This is a genomic window from Psychrobacter sp. 219-2-C (assembly GCF_049560815.1).
Taxonomy (GTDB): domain Bacteria; phylum Pseudomonadota; class Gammaproteobacteria; order Pseudomonadales; family Moraxellaceae; genus Psychrobacter; species Psychrobacter faecalis.
The window spans coordinates 281,930-300,596 of sequence record NZ_CP186933.1; the positions used below are offsets into that span (position 1 = coordinate 281,930).

Below are 18,667 nucleotides of genomic sequence, written 5' to 3' on the forward strand. Positions count from 1 at the left end.
TCTTTTAAATTATTAGCCCAGAATAGACAAAATAAAAACCTCCAAATCAGCTACTGACTTGGAGGTTTGTTTTTATATCAACTATTTATCTTTGTTTGAAAACTACATATAGTTTTCGATACTTGGGCAAGAACACATGAGGTTCTTGTCGCCGTAAGCATCATCAACACGTGCCACACTCGGCCAGAACTTATGGGTGCGGATGTAAGGCAGTGGGAATGCAGCGGTATCACGGCTGTACGGATGTGACCATTGGCTGCTAGTAATCATCGCCGCGGTATGCGGTGCATTGACCAGTGGATTGTCTTCTAATGTCCAACCATCTTCGCCAGCTTTGGCTTTCATTGCCTCATTTTTGATAGATTGTAGCGCACTGATAAAACGATCTAACTCTTCTTTAGATTCAGACTCAGTGGGCTCAATCATCAAGGTGCCTGCAACTGGGAAACTCATCGTTGGTGAGTGGAAACCATAATCCATCAAGCGCTTAGCAATATCGCTTTCACTGATGCCAGTTTCTTCCTTCAATGGACGAATATCGATGATACATTCGTGAGCGACGCGGCCATTTTTACCCGTATAAAGAACAGGGTAGTGGTCTTTCAGCTGGCTGGCAACATAGTTGGCATTTAATAGTGCAAGCTCAGTGGCTTTTAGCAGACCATCGCGTCCCATCATAGCGATGTACATCCATGAGATAGGTAAGATACTCGCTGAACCATAAGGGGCTGCTGATACAGCTGAGCAATCATTTTGCGCATTATGTACAGGGCTCAACGTATGGTTGGCCATGTATGGTGCTAAGTGTGCTTTCATGCCAATAGGGCCCATGCCAGGACCGCCGCCGCCATGTGGAATGCAGAAAGTTTTGTGCAAGTTCATATGTAGTACGTCTGCACCGACATCAGCAGGCTGCATCATGCCGACCTGCGCATTCATATTGGCGCCGTCCATGTATACTTGACCGCCATGCTTATGAATCAAATCACAAATATGACGAATGCCTTCTTCAAATACGCCATGTGTCGATGGATAAGTAATCATCAAGGCACCTAAACGCGCGCTGTGCTCTTCACATTTGGCGGTCAAGTCATCGATGTCTACGTTACCGTTTTCATCGGTTTTCACCACGACGACTTGCATGCCCATCATCATGGCGGTAGCAGGGTTGGTACCGTGCGCTGACATTGGAATTAGGCAAACATCACGGTCCGTTTCGCCCAATGACTCATGGTAACGACGGATTGCTAAGAGACCAGCGTATTCGCCTGAAGCGCCAGAGTTAGGCTGCATAGACACTTCATCAAAACCTGTGATGGCTTTTAATTGCTCTTGCAAGCTATCAATCATTGCAATGTAGCCAGTCACTTGACCGCGTGGCGCAAATGGATGCACATTGGCAAATTCAGGCCACGTAATCGGTAGCATCTCACTGGTCGCATTCAATTTCATGGTACAGCTACCGAGTGAAATCATGCTACGGTTCATCGCCAAATCTTTGTCTTCAAGCGATTTTAAGTAGCGCAGCATTTCATGTTCGGTATGATGCGAGTTAAAGACTGGATGGGTCAAGATGTCATCGCTACGCAAGTGAGCGCCATCGAGTGACACGCGAGCTTCTGTTGGCAAGTCATGAGCTTTACTGACAAATAGTTGCGTTAAGACATTAAAATCTTGCGCATCGCTAGTCTCACTAAAGGCAACACTTAATTTGGTGTCGCCAAGACGCCATAAGTTGTAGCCAATATTGTCGGCGTTTTCAAAAATCTGCGTTGCCATTTTTTCTGAACCACAATCAACGACGACACTGTCAAAGAATTGATCATGTACCACATTTAAATTGCTATCGTTAGCGCCTTTAATAACATCAGCAAAGGCAGTCGCAAACGCATGGATACGAGTGGCGATACGCTTAACGCCATTTGGACCATGATAAACGGCATACATACCAGCTAGATTGGCAAGTAATACTTGTGAGGTACAGATGTTTGAGTTGGCTTTTTCGCGGCGGATATGCTGCTCGCGAGTTTGCAGTGCCATACGTAGCGCGGTATTGCCTTGCGAGTCTTTAGAGACACCAATGATACGACCAGGTGCTGAACGCTTGGCTTTATCCGAGAAGGCAAAGTAGGCGGCGTGTGGACCACCAAAACCCATCGGAATACCAAAACGCTGAGTGCTACCGAGTGCTACGTCTGCGCCCATATCGGCTGGTGACTTTAATAGCACCAAGCTCATGATGTCGCTGACAACGCTGACGTAGGTTTTGTTTTTCTTTACCGCCGCAATAACATCGGTTAAGTCTTTTACATCGCCTTCAACACCGACGTATTGGAAGATAGCACCGAAATAATCACCTGATTTAGCCAGTTCGAAATCACCAACCACCACTTCCCAACCAAAATATTTGGCACGAGTATTGATGACATCTAAGGTTTGCGGATAGATACGCTCATCCACAAAAAACTGGTTTGATTTACTTTTACTCACACGCTTCGACATCGCCATCGCTTCTGCCGCAGCCGTCGCTTCGTCAAGTAATGACGCACCAGCCATCTCCAAACCTGTCAAATCAATACAAACTTGCTGGAAGTTAAGCAATGCTTCTAGGCGACCTTGGGCGATTTCAGCTTGATAAGGCGTGTAAGCAGTGTACCAACCTGGATTTTCAAGGACGTTGCGCTGAATCACTGCTGGCATACGAACAGGCGAGTAACCTTGACCAATATAGCTCTTATTAACCGTGATATCGTCTGCCATGGTACGTAGTTTAGCAAGTGCGGCGTGCTCACTCATTGCCACAGGCAAATCTAGCTCTTTATGTAAGCGCACAGGTTCAGGCACGGTATCATTGATAAAGCTTGCCATATCTTGATAACCAACGGCATTTAATAGGTCGGCTTGTTTGGCATCATTTGAGCCTAAATGACGATAGACAAATTCAGCTTCGTTGAATAAACCTTGAAAGGTATCAAACGTTGGGTTTTGAGAGATAGTCATAACAGTCCTTGATAAAAGGGATGATAAAGGAGATGGCTAAAATAACGAATAAATAATAACGGTTTACGGTTTTAGACGTAATGGACAAATTGAGTTTGGTCAAAGCGGAACTGGGTGTTGTAGACGCCATTATCAGCGCGCTCACCGGCACCAATCATCATAATGATATGGTGATCGTCGCTTAAATTTAATAAGCGTTTCATCGCAGGCTCATCAAAGCCGCCCATCGGACAGCTATCAAAACCGTGCGCGCGTAAAGCAAGCATTAAGTTTTCGGCTGCAAGAGCAGTATTGTTGGTTGCCCAGTTTTTGGTGTCTTCAAAGGTATAATAAGGCGATTTAATCGGACCTTTTACCCGTCTGACCACTTGCGTTGCACCCCATTTAGCCGCTGATATAACGTTGACCGGTCCGCGTAAGAAATCCATGGTCACAACTTTGTTGTAGTAGTCTTTGACCTTTTTGGGCACGGGCGTGTCAGGGTATTCACGCAATATTTGCTTAGCATGGTCGTGCCAAATGTCGGTACGCGCAACGACCGCAATCAAGCGCGCTGAGGTTTTCGCCGCGTTTTGATTCATGCAGTTTTTTACCGCGCGTTTGCGCTTATCCGCATCATCAATCACATAAAACTCCCACGGCTGAAGATTGCTTGAGTTCGGCGCGAGCATGGCCAAACGCAGACAGTCAGCCAACACATCATCAGGTATCTTGGTGTCGGTAAAGCGACGGACAGATCGGCGTGATTCAACCACATCGCGAAACGCTTGTAGCTGCGGGGTATGATCGGGCGTAGCAATAATGGTTTGCTTATTAGTATCAGGGGTCATATGAAAATCCATGCTGGGATTGAGTGCGTGGCTAAGTTTGGGTGTCGAGATACTTGAGGTGCATGGTTAATATTCTTTGCTCAATGAGTACGGCCCAAAAATGCCCTGGCGATTGCAAATGCTAAATTGAGCGCTAAGGCTAAGTATGTTAAGAAAAGGCGCACAGATACCAGCTGACGCCAATATCTGTCACAACAAGTCATTTTTTTAATATTAAAAATAGCGATAGCTTAATTAATTAGCGCCTATTAGCTTACTATTACAGCTCGTTTTCGTACTCATCAGCACTTAGCAAAGCTTCGTAGTCAGCGATATTGTCAGGCTTCATTTTAAAGAACCAACCTTCGCCGTATGGGTCAGAGTTGATGATTTCTGGATCATCTTCTAGCGCTTCGTTAATGGCTACTACTTCACCTGAAATAGGCGCATAAACGTCAGAGGCCGCTTTTACAGACTCAACCACAGAGATTTCGTCATCAACCGCGATGATATCGCCAACGTCTGGTAATTCAACAAACACCACGTCACCGAGCAAGTCTTGAGCATGGTCAGTGATACCAACTGTAATCGTACCGTCGTCTTCTAGGCGCAGCCACTCGTGGCTAGCGATGTATTTTAGTTCTGCTGGGATGTTGCTCATGGTCTCTCTCCTAAATGATAGAGAATGGTTAATAAAAACAAGGGACGCTCATAATAAAAGGTAACAAGGATATCAGTCAAATTGCTGCTTGCCATTACGCACAAAGGGCAGCTTGACAACGCGGACGTCGACGAATTTACCCTTGCCGCGCAAATCGACCTGCACGCTATCGTCATCTGATAAGCTGGCAGGGACACGGGCAATAGCAATCGAATTTTTTAGGCTAGGGGAGAAAGTGCCACTGGTAATCAGGCCAGTTTGCTCGTTGTCTGATCCTTGATTGATGGTCACGGTCATGCCTTCACGTAAGACGCCGCGTGTCGTCAATAATAAACCGACTTGCTTCATGGCACTGTTGTCATCTTTTGCTTGTTGACGCTTACTTACTAAGGCGTCACGGCCGATAAAGTCGCGCTCGTCTTTTAGCGCCAGTGTCCAGCCCATGTTGCACTCGTAAGGGCTGGTTTCTTCATTCATATCATGACCATAAAGGTTCATGCCCGCTTCCATACGCAAGGTATCACGCGCGCCAAGACCAGCAGGTTTGACGCCATTGGCTTTTAATTGCTCAAAAAATGCTGGTGCATCATCGCCATGCATGATCACTTCAACGCCGTCTTCGCCTGTATAGCCAGTGCGCGCCACAAACCAATCTTTGCCTTCGATATCGGTTAAATCAGCACCAACGAAAGGCTTAAGGGCAGCCAGTGTATCTGCCCAACTTGGTTTGACTTGTGCCAGCTTTGCAACGGCATTCGGGCCTTGGACCGCGAGCATAGCCAAGTCATCACGTTCCGTTAGAGCAACCTCAAAACCTTCGGCAACTTTTTCAAATTGTGTCATGTCTTTATCACGGGTAGCCGCATTTGACACGATACGATATTCGCTCGCGTCTTCATTCATCAGATAAACGATTAGATCGTCAATGATACCGCCTTGCTCATTAAGCATCGGAGAATAAAGTGCTTTACCAACGGTTTTTAATTTATCGACATCATTGGCAAGGAGCTTTTGCAACCATGCTTTGGCATCCGAGCCTTTAACATCAACAACGACCATATGCGAGACATCGAACATCCCGGCGTCGGTACGCACGGCTTCGTGTTCTTCGATTTGTGAACCATAATGGATTGGTAATTCCCAACCAGAGAAATCCACCAGTTTGCCGTCACTATCAAGGTGCGACTGGTAAAGGGGCGTGCGTTTAGGGGCGGAAGTGCTGGTATTGTGAGAACTGGTATTGTGAGTGTCGGTCATAACAAATCCTTATGGAACATCAGCAGCACTTGATAATCAGGTATAAAATATCAAAGTAGCAGGGCAGATGTGCATTATCATAGTAGTGAGTAGCAATCTTGCAGGGCGCAAGCAGTGCAACCAAGGGTCGTACAAAAAAATAGAACAATCAGCCAAACAGACGCCAAACGTCGGTTTAAGCAAAAGCCCTATCTGTCCTGTAACCTGAGATTTTCAACACGAACCATCATTGTGATTTTTTAAAGCCAAAGCCTTAAAAAGCCCAAGCAAATGATGTCGCATTTTCTCCCCTTCGGTGGGTAAGGCGTCGTCCGTCCTTACCGCTCTCCAGATTTGTTATGTCTTATGTTTTGGAATGCTATGCAGTTGTGATAGCAGTAAAACAGTTATGACATATGTTTTTCAGTCCTTTTACCTGAGCGATTGGCAGGGTGTATGCGCCTTCGGTGGTCATCAAGCAGTGATTAGCGCAGCTCGTAAATATAAGCGCACTTAATATAATGCCCAAGACTCTCTCCTGAAAAACGCTTTTATTATGAAAGGTTCAGGCTGTTTTTACAAGCCATCTGCCGCATTAAAGTCGATAATGTTGTTAAAAACAACTTTTTAGCAGCAGCGCTGACAAATTTATGAATAAATAGCATGTGTAAAAGGTCATTAAATTAGCGGACTTTACAGTGATTTACCATAGCAAAACGTAAAGCGACTACTGATTGCAGCTGCAAATATGCTAATCTATGGCGATAGTTTCTGATAGGTTGTTTTTATGCATTGCGATATTTATAAATTTCCCAAACACGACGATATGTATGTTTACATTGCTCGCCCTGATTATCCTGATGATACCGATGAGATTAAAGACTGGCTTGGTGTACTGCCAAAAGAGTTTCGGGCAAGCTTAGGGCGTAGTCAGTTTGTCATGCATTTAGACTTGGCGAGCACGCCAAAATTGGCGCGCGTTGACAAAGAAGAAGTGCTGACAAAACTAAAGTCGCAAGGGTATTTCGTGCAGTTGCCGCCGCAAGATGTCATGCGCCGTCAAGCGGAGCTACGCGCTCGTGAAGCGCAGGATAATATCTACGATTGATAGAGGTTTTGAAATTAAGAGACTTGGCCTAAATGCACTAAAAAAGCGACGAAACATTTGCGCTTATGCATTTTGCTAGCAAGTCGTGATAAACTAATCGCCATTAGACACACATAATTAAGTGCAGTTGATGATTATGTATTTTGTCGCACTGTTAGTCTGACAAAACTTACCCTATACCGCTTGACGCTTTACGCGCCGCAGGTAATAAACGCAGGTAAAGAAACACGCATGGATTGGTTAAAAGGCATTATAGACAGCTTACCGATAGGCGCTATCAGTGATATCCTCGGTGAGATTACGATTTGGTGGGGGCAACTGGTCAAAGATGTGCCACCCGCAGACTTACCTATGTATGCGTATCTTGGCGGCGTGATTATCGTTTTGATACTCTGGTTGTTGGTTGCTCGTATTTTGCCGCGCCCGCTTGGTGGTATGAGCTGGATGATGTTGTTCGCCGTCTTGCTCGCACCTGGTACGGCGCTTGGTGATCCTAGTGTGATTGCGCCGGCGAGTATCAGTGTCGTTTATGCGATTATGATGAAAGATACGGCTGGCGCGATAGCCAATATGCTGCCGATTTTAGTGGTGTTGGTCGTGGGCTTGTTTGTGGGTTTTGTCTGGCAACTGATTCGCGGCGCGTTTGAGTCCAGCTTGGATAAAGCTCGCAGCCGTACGGCGGATGATGCGCAAGCGACTGCCCAATTGACTACTGGTAATTATTTAGCAGACGATGCGGGTTTATCAGAGTCGTTTGATCATTCAGCATTGTCGTCTAAATCTGAATTGGCTAAGAATGAATTAAGTAAGCCTAAAGCTGAGGTTAGCTTAAAAAAAGACCGCAAATAATAGATATGAGTAATAAAGCTTTTTGCTGTAGATATTTATTAGACAAAAGACACCCTGCGTGTCTTTTTTTATACTCATTTATCGGCTGTACAGCCAGTCAATGATAACTACGAACGCATGAGTACTTTGGCAATTAATGGCACTGTGCTAATCTAAATAATTAGGTATCTGCTAACGACTTTCTCTAAGCTTTCTACTATATTTAACGGATAACAATAACTGATTTTAATAACTTTTTCTAATAACTGAGAATGTATTATGAGCACGACTGATAAAACGAAAAAAAGCTTTACCGGTACGCAAAACTACATTGCTACCGATGATTTGCAGCTGGCCGTTAATGCGGCAATGACGTTACAAAAGCCGCTACTTATTAAGGGCGAGCCGGGCACGGGTAAAACGTTACTGGCTGAAGAAGTGGCGGAGAGTTTAGGGATGCCGCTGATTACGTGGCACATTAAATCGACCACTAAAGCTGAGCAAGGGCTGTATGAGTACGATGCCGTATCGCGCTTGCGTGATTCGCAATTGGGCGACGACAAGGTGTATGAGATTGGCAACTATATCAAGCCTGGTAAACTGTGGGAAGCCTTTACGAGCAGTGAGCGCAGTGTGTTATTGATTGATGAGATTGATAAGGCCGATATCGAGTTTCCAAACGACTTACTGCATGAGCTCGATAAAATGTCTTTCTACGTTTATGAAACGGGCGAGACCATCACTGCTGAGCAGCGTCCGGTGGTTATCATCACCTCAAATAATGAAAAAGAGCTGCCAGATGCGTTTTTGCGCCGCTGTTTCTTCCATTATATCGATTTCCCAGAAGAAGATACCATGCGCCGAATCATTGAGGTGCATTTCCCGAATATCCAAGAAAAACTCGTCAATGATGCGCTCGATATTTTTTATAAACTGCGTAACATCCAAGGACTTAAAAAGCCACCATCAACCTCAGAATTGGTCGATTGGTTAACGTTATTGCTCGCTGATGATATGGCACAAAACGAGCTGGAAGAAAACTTACGCGGGGAAAAGTCTATTCCGCCGCTATATGGCGCGCTGCTGAAAAACGAAGCCGATGTGAGTTTATTGCAGCGTTTTGCCAATATGATGCGTCGTTAAGCGATAGCTCGTTTGTCATAATTGACGCTAATGAAGCAGTCCAACTCGTAACTCTATCAGCCAATAAGTGATGCGACTTTTATGTTTATCAAATTGTTCTATACCCTGCGGACCTACGGCGTGCCAGTCAGTACGCGTGAGCTGCTTGACCTAAACGCGGCCTTAGATCAAGGGCTGATGATGCAGCCGCATCCTGAAAACCCAGAGCTATCTACTTTTGCCAGTCGCGAGGATATGTATCGATTGATTCGGCTTTGTATGGTCAAAGACGAGCGTCACTTTGATAAATTTGACCGTGCTATGGCAGATTATTTTGAGGGCGTCGATAGTCTTGATATGGATGAGCTGCTCGCAAAGTTGACGGATATTCCGAAAGAGTGGCTGGATTTAAAGCTTGATCCAAAAAATCTGACCGAAGAGCAGCGGCGCTTGCTGAAAAAATACGGCTCGCTAGAGGAGTTGATGAAAGCGCTTGAAGAACGTCTTAAAGAGCAAAAAGAGCGTCATCAAGGCGGTAGTAAATGGGTCGGCACTGGCGGCACGTCACCATTTGGTGCCTATGGCGACCATCCAGAAGGCGTGCGCGTCGGTGGCGAGTCACGTAAACGCAGCGCTGCCAAAGTGTGGGAGCAGCGTAAATATCGCAATCTCGATGATGACAATCAGCTTGGCACGCGCCAAATCCAAATGGCACTGCGTAACTTGCGCCAGTTTGCCCGTACGGGTAGCGCCGATGAGCTAGATATTCACGAAACCATTAAGCGCACCGCTAAAAAAGGTGTGCTCGATATTCATATGCAAGCTGAGCGCCGCAACCGTGTCAAAGTGCTGATGCTATTTGATGTTGGCGGTAGTATGGATGTTCACGTCGAAGCATTGGAAAAGTTGTTTTCTGCGGCCAAAAACGAATTTAAAACCTTAGAGTTTTTTTACTTTCATAACTGCTTATATGATTATGTTTGGAAAGACAATAATCGTCGCCACAGCGCTCCGATGCCGACTTATGAGCTGCTCAATACCTATGGTCGCGAATATCGGGTGATATTTGTCGGCGATGCGTCGATGTCGCCGTATGAGCTGATGACGATTGGCGGTAGCGTCGAATATATGAATAATGAGGCGGGCATCGTTTGGCTAAAACGGGTACTGGCCCATTTTGATAAAGTCGCTTGGCTCAATCCGGAAAATCCTGCGTATTGGAATTACACCCAAACCATCGTTGAGATTAAAAAACTCTTCGACAATAAAATGTATCCGATGACCTTGCATGGTGTGGAAGAGATGACCAATTATCTGGCGCGCTAAGGGACAGTTGTAAGAATCATTTACTTTATTTATTTTGTAAACACGCATAAAAATAGCCGTTATAAAATATAGCGGCTATTTTTTCATTTCTAATTTCTAATTTCTGTTTTTACTCTTGCTTTGCTAATTCTTTGTTTCTAATTTTTCGTTTCTATCAGCGCAATCATCACACCCATCTCTTTTTTATCATGCTTATCAATGGTCGGTGCGTAGAGTGCCGAAGCGATACCGCCATCTAAAAATAGGGCATTTGGGCAGCTTAATTCATCTTTAAACAAGGCGGCAAATTGATAAAAGCTCACCGGCGCCTCGCTATTGACAAATTGTATGCTGCCATCACTGCAAACACCTGCGCCATTACGTAGCTTAAGCGAAGTGCTGTTAGGCTTAAACTGCGGGTGAATCTCATTATTGATGACTAACATAGGACCCGATTGCGTCGCATACCAAGGCTGCGCATTGCCACTTTTGAGATGATTATCCAGCATTTTGCTTTCGGTAATCTTTACTTTGCCAGATTTATCCCACCACATGACGCCGTTGGGCAACAGATGAAAGTTGCCGCCGCCTTCTTTAATATTTAATGCGCGCAGCTCTTTACCTTCGATAACCGTATAGCCAATCGGCGCATAATTTTCATTATACATGCCAGCATTCATGGCAAAGTTGAGGGTTTGGTTAGAAGGTAGCGATGCTAATAAAGCATCAAAAGTCAGTAGCGGCTGGTTGTTATCAGCATTGCTATCGCTCTGTTGCCAAAATAGCTGTAATGAATAACGCGTGTCGGTCAGCGCCTTTGCATCAATACGGCAAACGCTATAGGCAAAGGGCGTGTTTTGCGCCTGACATGACCAATTTTTGCCATCACTACTTATCGCGTCATGGTTATTATCTTCTGTCGGCTGGCAAGCGCTGATGCTTAATGCAACCAGCGCTGCCGCCAACAATGAGTAAGGAAACCTAAATATAGAACTTGGCATCGATGACTTATCTTTTTATAGGATAACGTTAGATGGTCTAAAAAACGCCATAATCCTTAGTCGTCTAATGGCGGAATTTCGCGGAAAGTATTATTGACGTTACCAATTAACAGACCACCATCGATGAGATCTACCGAATCATCGGGGTGCTGGGTGGTTGGGGCATTGGTTTCTTTACCTTTATCACGCGAGTCTTTGTTATAAGCAATCAGCGCATCGTTATTGGCAAGGAAGCTATCAGGATTTGCCATCACCCACATTTGGTTAAAGACGTCGGCGCGAGCATTTTCCTCAAGCAGGGCGCCTTGGTCGGCAAAGTAAAAAAACTTCGATAACAGCTTAATCTGGCCATCGTCTAAACGGCGGGCGATATGATACGGCTGTAATTGGCTTGGATGCTGAAGACCAACCGCACCAACGATACTGGCAAGTGATTTTAGCGTATTTTTATGAAAACTTGCCACGCGCTCAGCTTTACTTGGTACATCAAGAGCTTTTTGGCGATACGGGTCTTGGGTAGCAACGCCAGTCGGGCAAGTGTTGGTATGACATGAGCGCGATTGGATACAACCAACGGCAAACATAAAGCCGCGCGCCGAGTTACACCAGTCAGCACCCAACGCAATCATACGCGCAATATCAAAGCCTGAGACAATTTTACCACTAACGCCAAGCTTAATCTTATCGCGAATACCCGCACCAACCAAAGTATTATGCACGAGCATAAAGCCTTCAACCATCGGCATACCGACGTTGTCCATAAATTCAACGGGCGCTGCACCTGTACCGCCTTCTGCGCCGTCAATGATGATAAAGTCAGGGTAATTGTCCATCTCTATCATGGCTTTCACGATTGCCATAAACTGCCACGGCTGACCGACACACAGCTTAAAGCCGACCGGTTTACCGCCTGATAAATCACGTAGCTGCTGCCAAAAAGTCACCAACTCACGCGGCGTGCTAAAAGCACTGTGTGACGAGGGCGACACGCAGTCTTTGCCCATCGGTACGTGGCGCGTATCAGCAATCTCTTGTGTGATTTTTTCTGCTGGCAGTACGCCGCCTTGACCAGGTTTTGCACCTTGCGAGAGTTTAATCTCAATCATTTTTACTTGCGGATCGGTTGCCTGTTCGGCAAAGGACTGCGGATCAAAATTGCCAAGCTCATCACGGCAGCCAAAATAACCGGTGCCCAGCTCCCAGATTAAATCGCCACCAAACTTACGATGATAAGGGCTGATGGCGCCTTCGCCGGTATCATGGGTAAAGCCGCCCAATTTAGCGCCTTGATTAAGCGCCATAATGGCATTGGCTGATAAACTCCCAAAGCTCATCGCTGAGATATTAAATACCGACATATCATACGGCTGCTGGCAGCGCTCACCGCCCACGATAATACGAAAGTCTTTATTTTCTAACGGTTGGCTGACCGCTGATTGCAAAAACCATTCTTTACCGTGTGCGTATAAATTATCAAGCGTACCAAAAGCATTGGTATCACTGACGTTTTTTGCTCGTTGATACACCAGTGCGCGCTGCTGGCGTGAAAACGGCACTTGTTCTTTGTCATTTTCTAATAAATACTGACGAATCTCAGGGCGAAAATCCTCAAGCACATAGCGAATATGCCCAGCGACTGGATAGTTTCTTAAGATGGCATGCTTTGCCTGTATGACATCATAAATCCCCAAACCCACACCCAATCCGCCAAGAATAATCAGCCACCAATTCATCAATAACAGCCCTGCTATAAACAGCAGGGTCGCAGCGGCAAAAGTACTGTAGCGCAACATGACGCCAACTAAATAAGGAGAATCCTGTTTGGGTTTTGGGTTTAGATTGGTACGAGATTGGGGCATAACGATACTCAACAGTGTTACGTAAATAATAAAAACGCGATGATAAAAAACAAAGTATCCATAACAAAATAACCATGTCATAAACATGGTTATTAAGAATGGATTAAATGCTTAAATTTATCGCGTACATCATACACATATGATATCACTGCGACGGTTTAATTGGGTAACAGAGTGCTAATGTTGCGCTCAAAATAACAGTTTTTAGACGTAATCGGCTCTGATTGATTATTTCAAATGATTTTCCGTTGATGATTTGGCGTCGAAGATAAGGAAAAGGCACTCAATGGCAATAACGAAAAGCATTAAAAATAAGATTGAAACCGACTGTCAGTGTCTGGTAGTAAGGTCTAAATAGTGCCTTGTGAGTTGTGACGGGTGCAGGGCATGAATGGTAAAAAAAGCGTCTGCCCGCAACGCGTAGCAGCCACTACAGTATGTTTTCAACCCCCTGCTGTGGCGGTTTGGGGTCTGACACTCGCTCAGTCGGTTCCAAAGGGACAGTCTATCTGTTTATTATCGAATAGTATTGTTAAATAAATAAAACGGACAGAAAATTATCATATCAATGGTTTAAAAATACTTATTCTACAAGGTCAATTTGCCAGTTATTGGCTTGAATGACGATATTAATTTTGCGCAGCTTCATCGCGATGTCGTCGGCTTGCTTTTGTAAACCGGCAACCGAAACCATGATATGCCATTTAATCTCGCGAGGGCTATAACGGTCAACCTCGGTATCAGTGGCTTCAATGGCCTCAATCAATAACTTATGGCGCATCTCTAAGGTATCACGTTCGATCAATAGTGTCAGCATCGATTGACCTTCATTGGTCTGAGCGACAGCGTTAGTTCGGTGAATACGTTCAATCAAAGCCGATAATTCAGTAATGACTTGACTGGCTTCAATCATCAGCGCGTTTGGGTCTTCGTTTGGCGTATCGCCTTCTTGGACTTTGACATTGCTACGAATACGCCCTTTAATTTGGGCGAGCTTTTTTTGCATATCGCTACGGATGAGGAGGGCTTCGGCGAGTTTCATGGTTGACTCCAATACTTTTATTATTATTGATATTTGCTTTAAAGTTTAGCGCTTCTCATTCTTTAACACAAACCACTTGCCGAAAACTATATAGCACTTCCACCAAATCATTTTGTGTCTCATCGCATTACCAACACCTTTATACACCGCTAAAAAATAAATAAATCCACTCAGCTTTTCTAAAACCCACTGCCAATCCTTTCAGCCAACACCTGCAACTTTGGCACAATCATTGCTGCATATTCTTCCGCTTGCCAATTGGCACTTGGCACACTGGCATTGAGTGAATATGCATACTGTCCAGTTGCGATGTCAAAGACGCCAACAGCAACTGCCAATATATCGGTAGAAAACTCACCATCGGATACCGTATAGCCGTATTTTGCATAATGCTCTGTCGCCTCGGTTAACGCAGATTGCGCGCGGTCATACTCTTCTTTAGATAAATGCTCTTGTAGATTACTACGAATCACCGCCTTTCTCGCTGGCGAGCTTACTGCATAAAAAGCGCGACCAATGGCAGTGCGGGCGACAGGTACAGCTGAGCCAACTTGCAGATTAACTGACAGACGAGCAGGGCTACGACAACAAGCGTGATAGCGCATTTCTCCTTCGACTTCGGTTGCCAAATTCACCGATACCTCATTGCTACTTGCAAATTGCCGCAGCAATGGTTCAGCAGTTGCCACCATGTCATGACGACTCCACGCGGTAGCACTTAATCGCACCGCGCTACTGCCCAGCTGATATTGTCCGTGCTCGGTCATACGTAAAAACCCAAGCGTCATCAAGGTATGAATAAGCCGAGTAATAGTGGCTTTTGGCAAGGCGGTCATCTGGCACAATTGCTGATGGCTAAGCTGCTCATGCTGCTCAAAGGCTGCCAATAAAGTCAGTCCACGGCCCAGTGCAGTGACAAACTGCCTATCGTTATCGTCCTTACTTTGCACAAGAATAGTGGTCATTCGATCGAGTAGTGGCAGAGCTGCCGATACATCTTTTGTCATTTTATGCTCATTTTTTTTGATAAAGGTTTACAGCGTAGTAAAACTTTGCTTAAATAGATTTAAATTATGAAACTAAGTTTCGCATAGCGGAATAAGCAAGTCAATCTTTTATACAACTGATTTACGCATTAATCACTACTCATCGGTCAGGAAGACTGATAACAAGGAGTTCCACATGGCAACATCTAAGCGTCCAAGTTTCGACTGGGAAGATCCGTTTTTATTACGCGACCAATTAACTGATGAAGAGCGCATGGTCACTGACAGCGCCCGTCAGTTTTTTCAAAAAGAGCTGATGCCTGGTATTTTAGAGGCCAATCGTCACGAGCACTTTGATCGCAATATCATGCGTCAAATGGGTGAGATGGGCCTGCTTGGTGTGACGATTGACGGTTATGGCTGTGCTGGTTTATCGAGTGTCGCTTATGGTCTGATTGCCAAGGAAGTTGAGGCGGTGGATTCAGGTTATCGTTCGGCGATGAGCGTGCAGTCGAGCTTAGTCATGCATCCTATTTGGGCATATGGCACCGAAGAGCAAAGAGAAAAGTATCTACCGAAACTTGCCACTGGCGAGTACGTTGGCTGCTTTGGTCTGACTGAGCCGGATTCAGGGTCAGACCCTGCCTCGATGTCGACCCGTGCACGCGCGGTTGATGGCGGTTATGAGCTGACGGGTAATAAGATGTGGATTACCAACAGTCCTATCGCTGATGTATTTGTCGTTTGGGCAAAAGACGACGCCGATGAGATTCGCGGCTTTATTTTAGACAAAGGTATGAAAGGCTTATCGGCGCCGAAGATTGAAGGTAAATTTTCACTACGTGCTTCAGTGACTGGTGAGATTGTCATGGACAAGGTATTTGTCCCTGAGGCCAATGCTTTCCCAGATATCCGTGGTCTAAAAGGGCCATTTGGTTGCTTAAATAAAGCCCGTTATGGTATTGCATGGGGCGCAATGGGCGCGGCTGAATTTTGCTGGAAAGCGGCGCGTCAATACACGCTAGACCGTAAGCAATTTGGTCGTCCACTTGCTGCAACCCAGCTTGTGCAATTGAAGCTTGCCAATATGCAGACGGAAATCGCTTTAGGTTTACAAGCGGCGTTACGTGTCGGTCGTCTGATGGATGAAGACAATGCCGCGCCTGAGATGATTTCACTCATTAAACGTAATAACTGCGGTAAGGCGCTCGATATCGCGCGTGTTGCGCGTGATATGCACGGCGGTAATGGTATCTCTGATGAGTTCCATATTATCCGCCACGTCATGAACTTAGAAGCGGTTAACACCTACGAAGGTACACATGATATTCATGCGCTTATCCTAGGTCGTGCGCAGACGGGTATTCAAGCATTTTATTAAGCGTTATTAGCTAATTACGTGCGCTACTGTTTGGCTTCCTATAAGCAGATTTTAAACAGTAGCGTACGTTTTTCAGTTGTTTTTCATCATTTAACTGCTTGGCCATTAAATGACGAAGAACAATTTTATGATCAAAAAATACGCGACACAATAAGGGATTATTATGACGGATATGGCAAAAGGTGCATTGCACGGTATTAAGGTGCTTGATTTATCGAGAGTATTGGCCGGTCCTTCTTGTACACAAGTACTTGCAGATTTGGGCGCTGAAGTCATCAAGGTCGAACGTCCGCATATTGGAGATGAAACGCGGCACTGGGCACCGCCAAAATTCAGCGATGACACTTCTGCTTATTACGCCACCATTAACCGCAATAAAAAATCCCTCACCGTCGATATCACCACACCTGCCGGACAAACCATTATCAAACAGCTTGTCGCCGATAGCGATATCGTCGTTGAAAACTTTAAGGTTGGCGGTTTAAAAAAATACGGCTTAGATTATGACAGTTTAAAACAAGACAATCCGCGCCTTATTTACGCCTCATTAACGGGATTTGGGCAGACAGGGCCTGATGCCAAGCGCCCCGGTTATGACTATATCATTCAAGGCTTGTCAGGACTGATGAGCATTACCGGTCCAAGCGATGGTGAACCGCATAAGGTTGGTGTGGCAGTGGTTGATTTGTTTGCAGGGTTACAGCTGACCATTGGCATTCAAGCTGCTCTATTAGCGCGTCAGCATACCGGACTTGGGCAACATGTCGATGTGGCATTGCTTGATAGCGCGCTTGCGATGCTCGCCAACGTCGGCATGAACTATTTGGCATCAGATAAAGTCCCACCAAGACTAGGCAATCAGCATCCCAATATCGTGCCTTATCAAGTATTCGAGGCAAAAGGCGCGTCGCACTTTATCTTAGCCTGCGGTAATGACAGTCAGTTTGCCAAGCTTTGTAACGTATTGGGCGTTGATTGGAATACGGACGAACGCTTTATGACCAATCCACAACGCGTTGCCAATCGTGAGCTGCTGTGTGATGAGCTGAGCAAGCAGTTTACCGAGCAACCGCGCAGTTATTGGTTAGAGGTTTTAGATAAAGCAGGTATCCCGTGCGGGGCGATTCATAATATCTCTGAGGCCTTGGCGATGCCGCAAGCACAAGCTCGTGAGATGGTGGTTGATTTTAGTAAGCAAGGCAGTCCTGTGCGGGCGCTTGGTAATCCCATTAAATTATCTGCCTCACCGGTCGCTTATCGGACACCGCCACCGCAATTGAGCGAACATACCGATAGTACGCTTGCTGATTTGGGCTATGACAGCGAGATGATCGCCAAGCTGAAAGCCGATGGGATTGTTTAATGCTCGTCCTTAAAACCCAAACGCTGCTCAATTTGCTCTGCCAATTCAATCAGTACCGCACTGACCTCAGCTCGCTTGGATTCATATTCTGCTTGTAAAAAGCTGACTGCCATACCTGCAATAGCATTGCCAGAAGCGTTACGAATATAAGTACCTAAGCAATACATACCTTCGCGCAGTTGCCCATCATCAAGTGAGATACGACTGTTTTTAATAGCCGTCAGCTCGGTGGATAAATCTGCAAAATTATCGACACCATATTTGGTAATAGGCGTAGGGAAACCGCTGGCATAGATGGATTTTATGCTGTCCATAGAAAAGGTGGAAAGCATGGCTTTACCAGTGGCAGAGAATACTGCCGGTACGCGCACACCAGCGCGAAAGGTAAAGCCAAGCGGCGCCGGCGCTTCATGACAAGCCAAAAACACCACTTCACCAAAATCGAGCTTGGATAAGGTAACGGTATGCTGAAGCAGAATAGGATATTGGACAATAAGGTCTTTGAATAACTGGATGACGCCTTGCTGCTGCTCATATTTGCCCGCCCAATACATCAAATACGAGCCCAAATGAAAGCGGCTATCGCTGTCTTTATAGATGACATGTTTGGCTAATAAACTTTGCAAAATATTGTGGGTTGAGCTGCGCGGCAGGTTAAGCGCTTTGGCAATATGCGCCGCCGTTAAAGGTTGGGCGCTGTCAGTTATTAAATCTAAAATTTGAAAAGTTTTGTCCAAAGCAGGAACGGCAGTGGTGCTCATAAGAAACCTATAAAAGACGATAAAATTAAGGAAGTAGCAAAATAAAATGATAAATCAGCACAAAATTGATAATAAGGGTTGCAAATAGGGGATTATCATTCTTATAATGATGTCTCGTATATAGAATACATATTCAGTATACTGAACAAATAACAAGTTATCAATGATTATTTAAGTCATAACCTTTTATTTTTAGTCGTTTTTA

General features: G+C 45.3%; 15 protein-coding genes and 2 riboswitches. Of the genes, 6 read left to right on the forward strand and 9 right to left on the reverse strand.

Going from position 1 to position 18,667, the window contains the following annotated elements; translation table 11 throughout:
- Positions 1–102 precede the first annotated feature (102 nt).
- The 4 genes from gcvP to gcvT form a co-directional block, all read right to left on the reverse strand.
- Positions 103–3,000 carry an aminomethyl-transferring glycine dehydrogenase gene (gene gcvP / locus ACPEGP_RS01200; protein ID WP_201588929.1) on the reverse strand — a complete coding sequence of 966 codons (2,898 nt, stop codon included), beginning with the start codon at positions 2,998–3,000 and terminating at the stop codon, positions 103–105.
- 71 nt (positions 3,001–3,071) lie between these two features.
- Complete coding sequence (locus ACPEGP_RS01205; protein WP_423813680.1) at positions 3,072–3,830, reverse strand: nitroreductase family protein; 759 nt, start codon at positions 3,828–3,830, stop codon at positions 3,072–3,074.
- 259 nt (positions 3,831–4,089) lie between these two features.
- Positions 4,090–4,470, reverse strand: coding sequence for a glycine cleavage system protein GcvH (gene gcvH, locus ACPEGP_RS01210; RefSeq protein ID WP_068404068.1), 381 nt, complete (start codon positions 4,468–4,470; stop codon positions 4,090–4,092).
- Between the two features lie 72 nt (positions 4,471–4,542).
- A complete protein-coding gene (gene gcvT / locus ACPEGP_RS01215; RefSeq protein ID WP_423813681.1) occupies positions 4,543–5,727 on the reverse strand; it encodes a glycine cleavage system aminomethyltransferase GcvT in 1,185 nt (394 codons plus the stop codon).
- 182 nt (positions 5,728–5,909) lie between these two features.
- Positions 5,910–6,068: riboswitch (glycine riboswitch) on the reverse strand.
- A gap of 52 nt (positions 6,069–6,120) precedes the next feature.
- Positions 6,121–6,257, reverse strand: a riboswitch (glycine riboswitch).
- Positions 6,258–6,493: 236 nt separating this feature from the next.
- Here gcvT and ACPEGP_RS01220 point away from each other — a divergent pair.
- The 4 genes from ACPEGP_RS01220 (at position 6,494) to ACPEGP_RS01235 (ending at position 10,090) form a co-directional block, all read left to right on the forward strand.
- Positions 6,494–6,814: a YcgL domain-containing protein gene (locus tag ACPEGP_RS01220; RefSeq protein ID WP_102076631.1), complete on the forward strand. Its 321-nt coding sequence runs from the start codon at positions 6,494–6,496 to the stop codon at positions 6,812–6,814.
- A 231-nt stretch (positions 6,815–7,045) separates the two neighbouring features.
- Positions 7,046–7,663 carry a hypothetical protein gene (locus tag ACPEGP_RS01225; protein ID WP_423813682.1) on the forward strand — a complete coding sequence of 206 codons (618 nt, stop codon included), beginning with the start codon at positions 7,046–7,048 and terminating at the stop codon, positions 7,661–7,663.
- Between the two features lie 258 nt (positions 7,664–7,921).
- Positions 7,922–8,785 (forward strand): AAA family ATPase, encoded by an 864-nt coding sequence (locus ACPEGP_RS01230; RefSeq protein WP_144297108.1) that lies wholly within the window; start codon positions 7,922–7,924, stop codon positions 8,783–8,785.
- Positions 8,786–8,866: 81 nt separating this feature from the next.
- Positions 8,867–10,090 (forward strand): vWA domain-containing protein, encoded by a 1,224-nt coding sequence (locus tag ACPEGP_RS01235; RefSeq protein ID WP_423813683.1) that lies wholly within the window; start codon positions 8,867–8,869, stop codon positions 10,088–10,090.
- Between the two features lie 137 nt (positions 10,091–10,227).
- Here ACPEGP_RS01235 and ACPEGP_RS01240 read toward each other — a convergent pair whose 3' ends face one another.
- The 4 genes from ACPEGP_RS01240 to ACPEGP_RS01255 all read right to left on the reverse strand — a co-directional run bounded on the left by ACPEGP_RS01240 (position 10,228) and on the right by ACPEGP_RS01255 (position 14,978).
- Positions 10,228–11,070 (reverse strand): phosphodiester glycosidase family protein, encoded by an 843-nt coding sequence (locus ACPEGP_RS01240; protein WP_423813684.1) that lies wholly within the window; start codon positions 11,068–11,070, stop codon positions 10,228–10,230.
- A gap of 56 nt (positions 11,071–11,126) precedes the next feature.
- Positions 11,127–12,929 carry an FMN-binding glutamate synthase family protein gene (locus ACPEGP_RS01245; protein ID WP_102076647.1) on the reverse strand — a complete coding sequence of 601 codons (1,803 nt, stop codon included), beginning with the start codon at positions 12,927–12,929 and terminating at the stop codon, positions 11,127–11,129.
- A 583-nt stretch (positions 12,930–13,512) separates the two neighbouring features.
- Positions 13,513–13,971 carry a DIP1984 family protein gene (locus ACPEGP_RS01250; protein WP_289049898.1) on the reverse strand — a complete coding sequence of 153 codons (459 nt, stop codon included), beginning with the start codon at positions 13,969–13,971 and terminating at the stop codon, positions 13,513–13,515.
- Positions 13,972–14,150: 179 nt separating this feature from the next.
- Entirely contained in the window at positions 14,151–14,978 is an 828-nt protein-coding gene (locus ACPEGP_RS01255; RefSeq protein WP_423813685.1) for an IclR family transcriptional regulator, read from the reverse strand.
- A 175-nt stretch (positions 14,979–15,153) separates the two neighbouring features.
- Here ACPEGP_RS01255 and ACPEGP_RS01260 point away from each other — a divergent pair, with 175 nt between their 5' ends.
- A complete protein-coding gene (locus ACPEGP_RS01260) occupies positions 15,154–16,338 on the forward strand; it encodes an acyl-CoA dehydrogenase (protein ID WP_423813686.1) in 1,185 nt (394 codons plus the stop codon).
- A gap of 163 nt (positions 16,339–16,501) precedes the next feature.
- Positions 16,502–17,701: a CaiB/BaiF CoA transferase family protein gene (locus ACPEGP_RS01265; protein WP_423813687.1), complete on the forward strand. Its 1,200-nt coding sequence runs from the start codon at positions 16,502–16,504 to the stop codon at positions 17,699–17,701.
- Here ACPEGP_RS01265 and ACPEGP_RS01270 read toward each other — a convergent pair.
- Entirely contained in the window at positions 17,698–18,462 is a 765-nt protein-coding gene (locus ACPEGP_RS01270; protein ID WP_144297099.1) for an IclR family transcriptional regulator, read from the reverse strand. The two genes, ACPEGP_RS01265 and ACPEGP_RS01270, sit on opposite strands and share 4 nt — an antisense overlap.
- Positions 18,463–18,667 lie beyond the last annotated feature (205 nt).

Bases quoted from the DNA above. Each gene is read 5' to 3' on its own strand.
- ACPEGP_RS01235 (WP_423813683.1), top strand. From the start codon at position 8,867: ATGTTTATCAAATTGTTCTATACCCTGCGGACCTACGGCGTGCCAGTC.
- gcvH (WP_068404068.1), bottom strand. From the start codon at position 4,470: ATGAGCAACATCCCAGCAGAACTAAAATACATCGCTAGCCACGAGTGG.
- ACPEGP_RS01260 (WP_423813686.1), top strand. From the start codon at position 15,154: ATGGCAACATCTAAGCGTCCAAGTTTCGACTGGGAAGATCCGTTTTTA.
- ACPEGP_RS01250 (WP_289049898.1), bottom strand. From the start codon at position 13,971: ATGAAACTCGCCGAAGCCCTCCTCATCCGTAGCGATATGCAAAAAAAG.
- gcvT (WP_423813681.1), bottom strand. From the start codon at position 5,727: ATGACCGACACTCACAATACCAGTTCTCACAATACCAGCACTTCCGCC.
- ACPEGP_RS01270 (WP_144297099.1), bottom strand. From the start codon at position 18,462: ATGAGCACCACTGCCGTTCCTGCTTTGGACAAAACTTTTCAAATTTTA.
- ACPEGP_RS01240 (WP_423813684.1), bottom strand. From the start codon at position 11,070: ATGCCAAGTTCTATATTTAGGTTTCCTTACTCATTGTTGGCGGCAGCG.
- ACPEGP_RS01230 (WP_144297108.1), top strand. From the start codon at position 7,922: ATGAGCACGACTGATAAAACGAAAAAAAGCTTTACCGGTACGCAAAAC.
- ACPEGP_RS01205 (WP_423813680.1), bottom strand. From the start codon at position 3,830: ATGACCCCTGATACTAATAAGCAAACCATTATTGCTACGCCCGATCAT.
- ACPEGP_RS01225 (WP_423813682.1), top strand. From the start codon at position 7,046: ATGGATTGGTTAAAAGGCATTATAGACAGCTTACCGATAGGCGCTATC.
- ACPEGP_RS01245 (WP_102076647.1), bottom strand. From the start codon at position 12,929: ATGCCCCAATCTCGTACCAATCTAAACCCAAAACCCAAACAGGATTCT.
- ACPEGP_RS01220 (WP_102076631.1), top strand. From the start codon at position 6,494: ATGCATTGCGATATTTATAAATTTCCCAAACACGACGATATGTATGTT.
- ACPEGP_RS01265 (WP_423813687.1), top strand. From the start codon at position 16,502: ATGACGGATATGGCAAAAGGTGCATTGCACGGTATTAAGGTGCTTGAT.
- ACPEGP_RS01255 (WP_423813685.1), bottom strand. From the start codon at position 14,978: ATGACAAAAGATGTATCGGCAGCTCTGCCACTACTCGATCGAATGACC.
- gcvP (WP_201588929.1), bottom strand. From the start codon at position 3,000: ATGACTATCTCTCAAAACCCAACGTTTGATACCTTTCAAGGTTTATTC.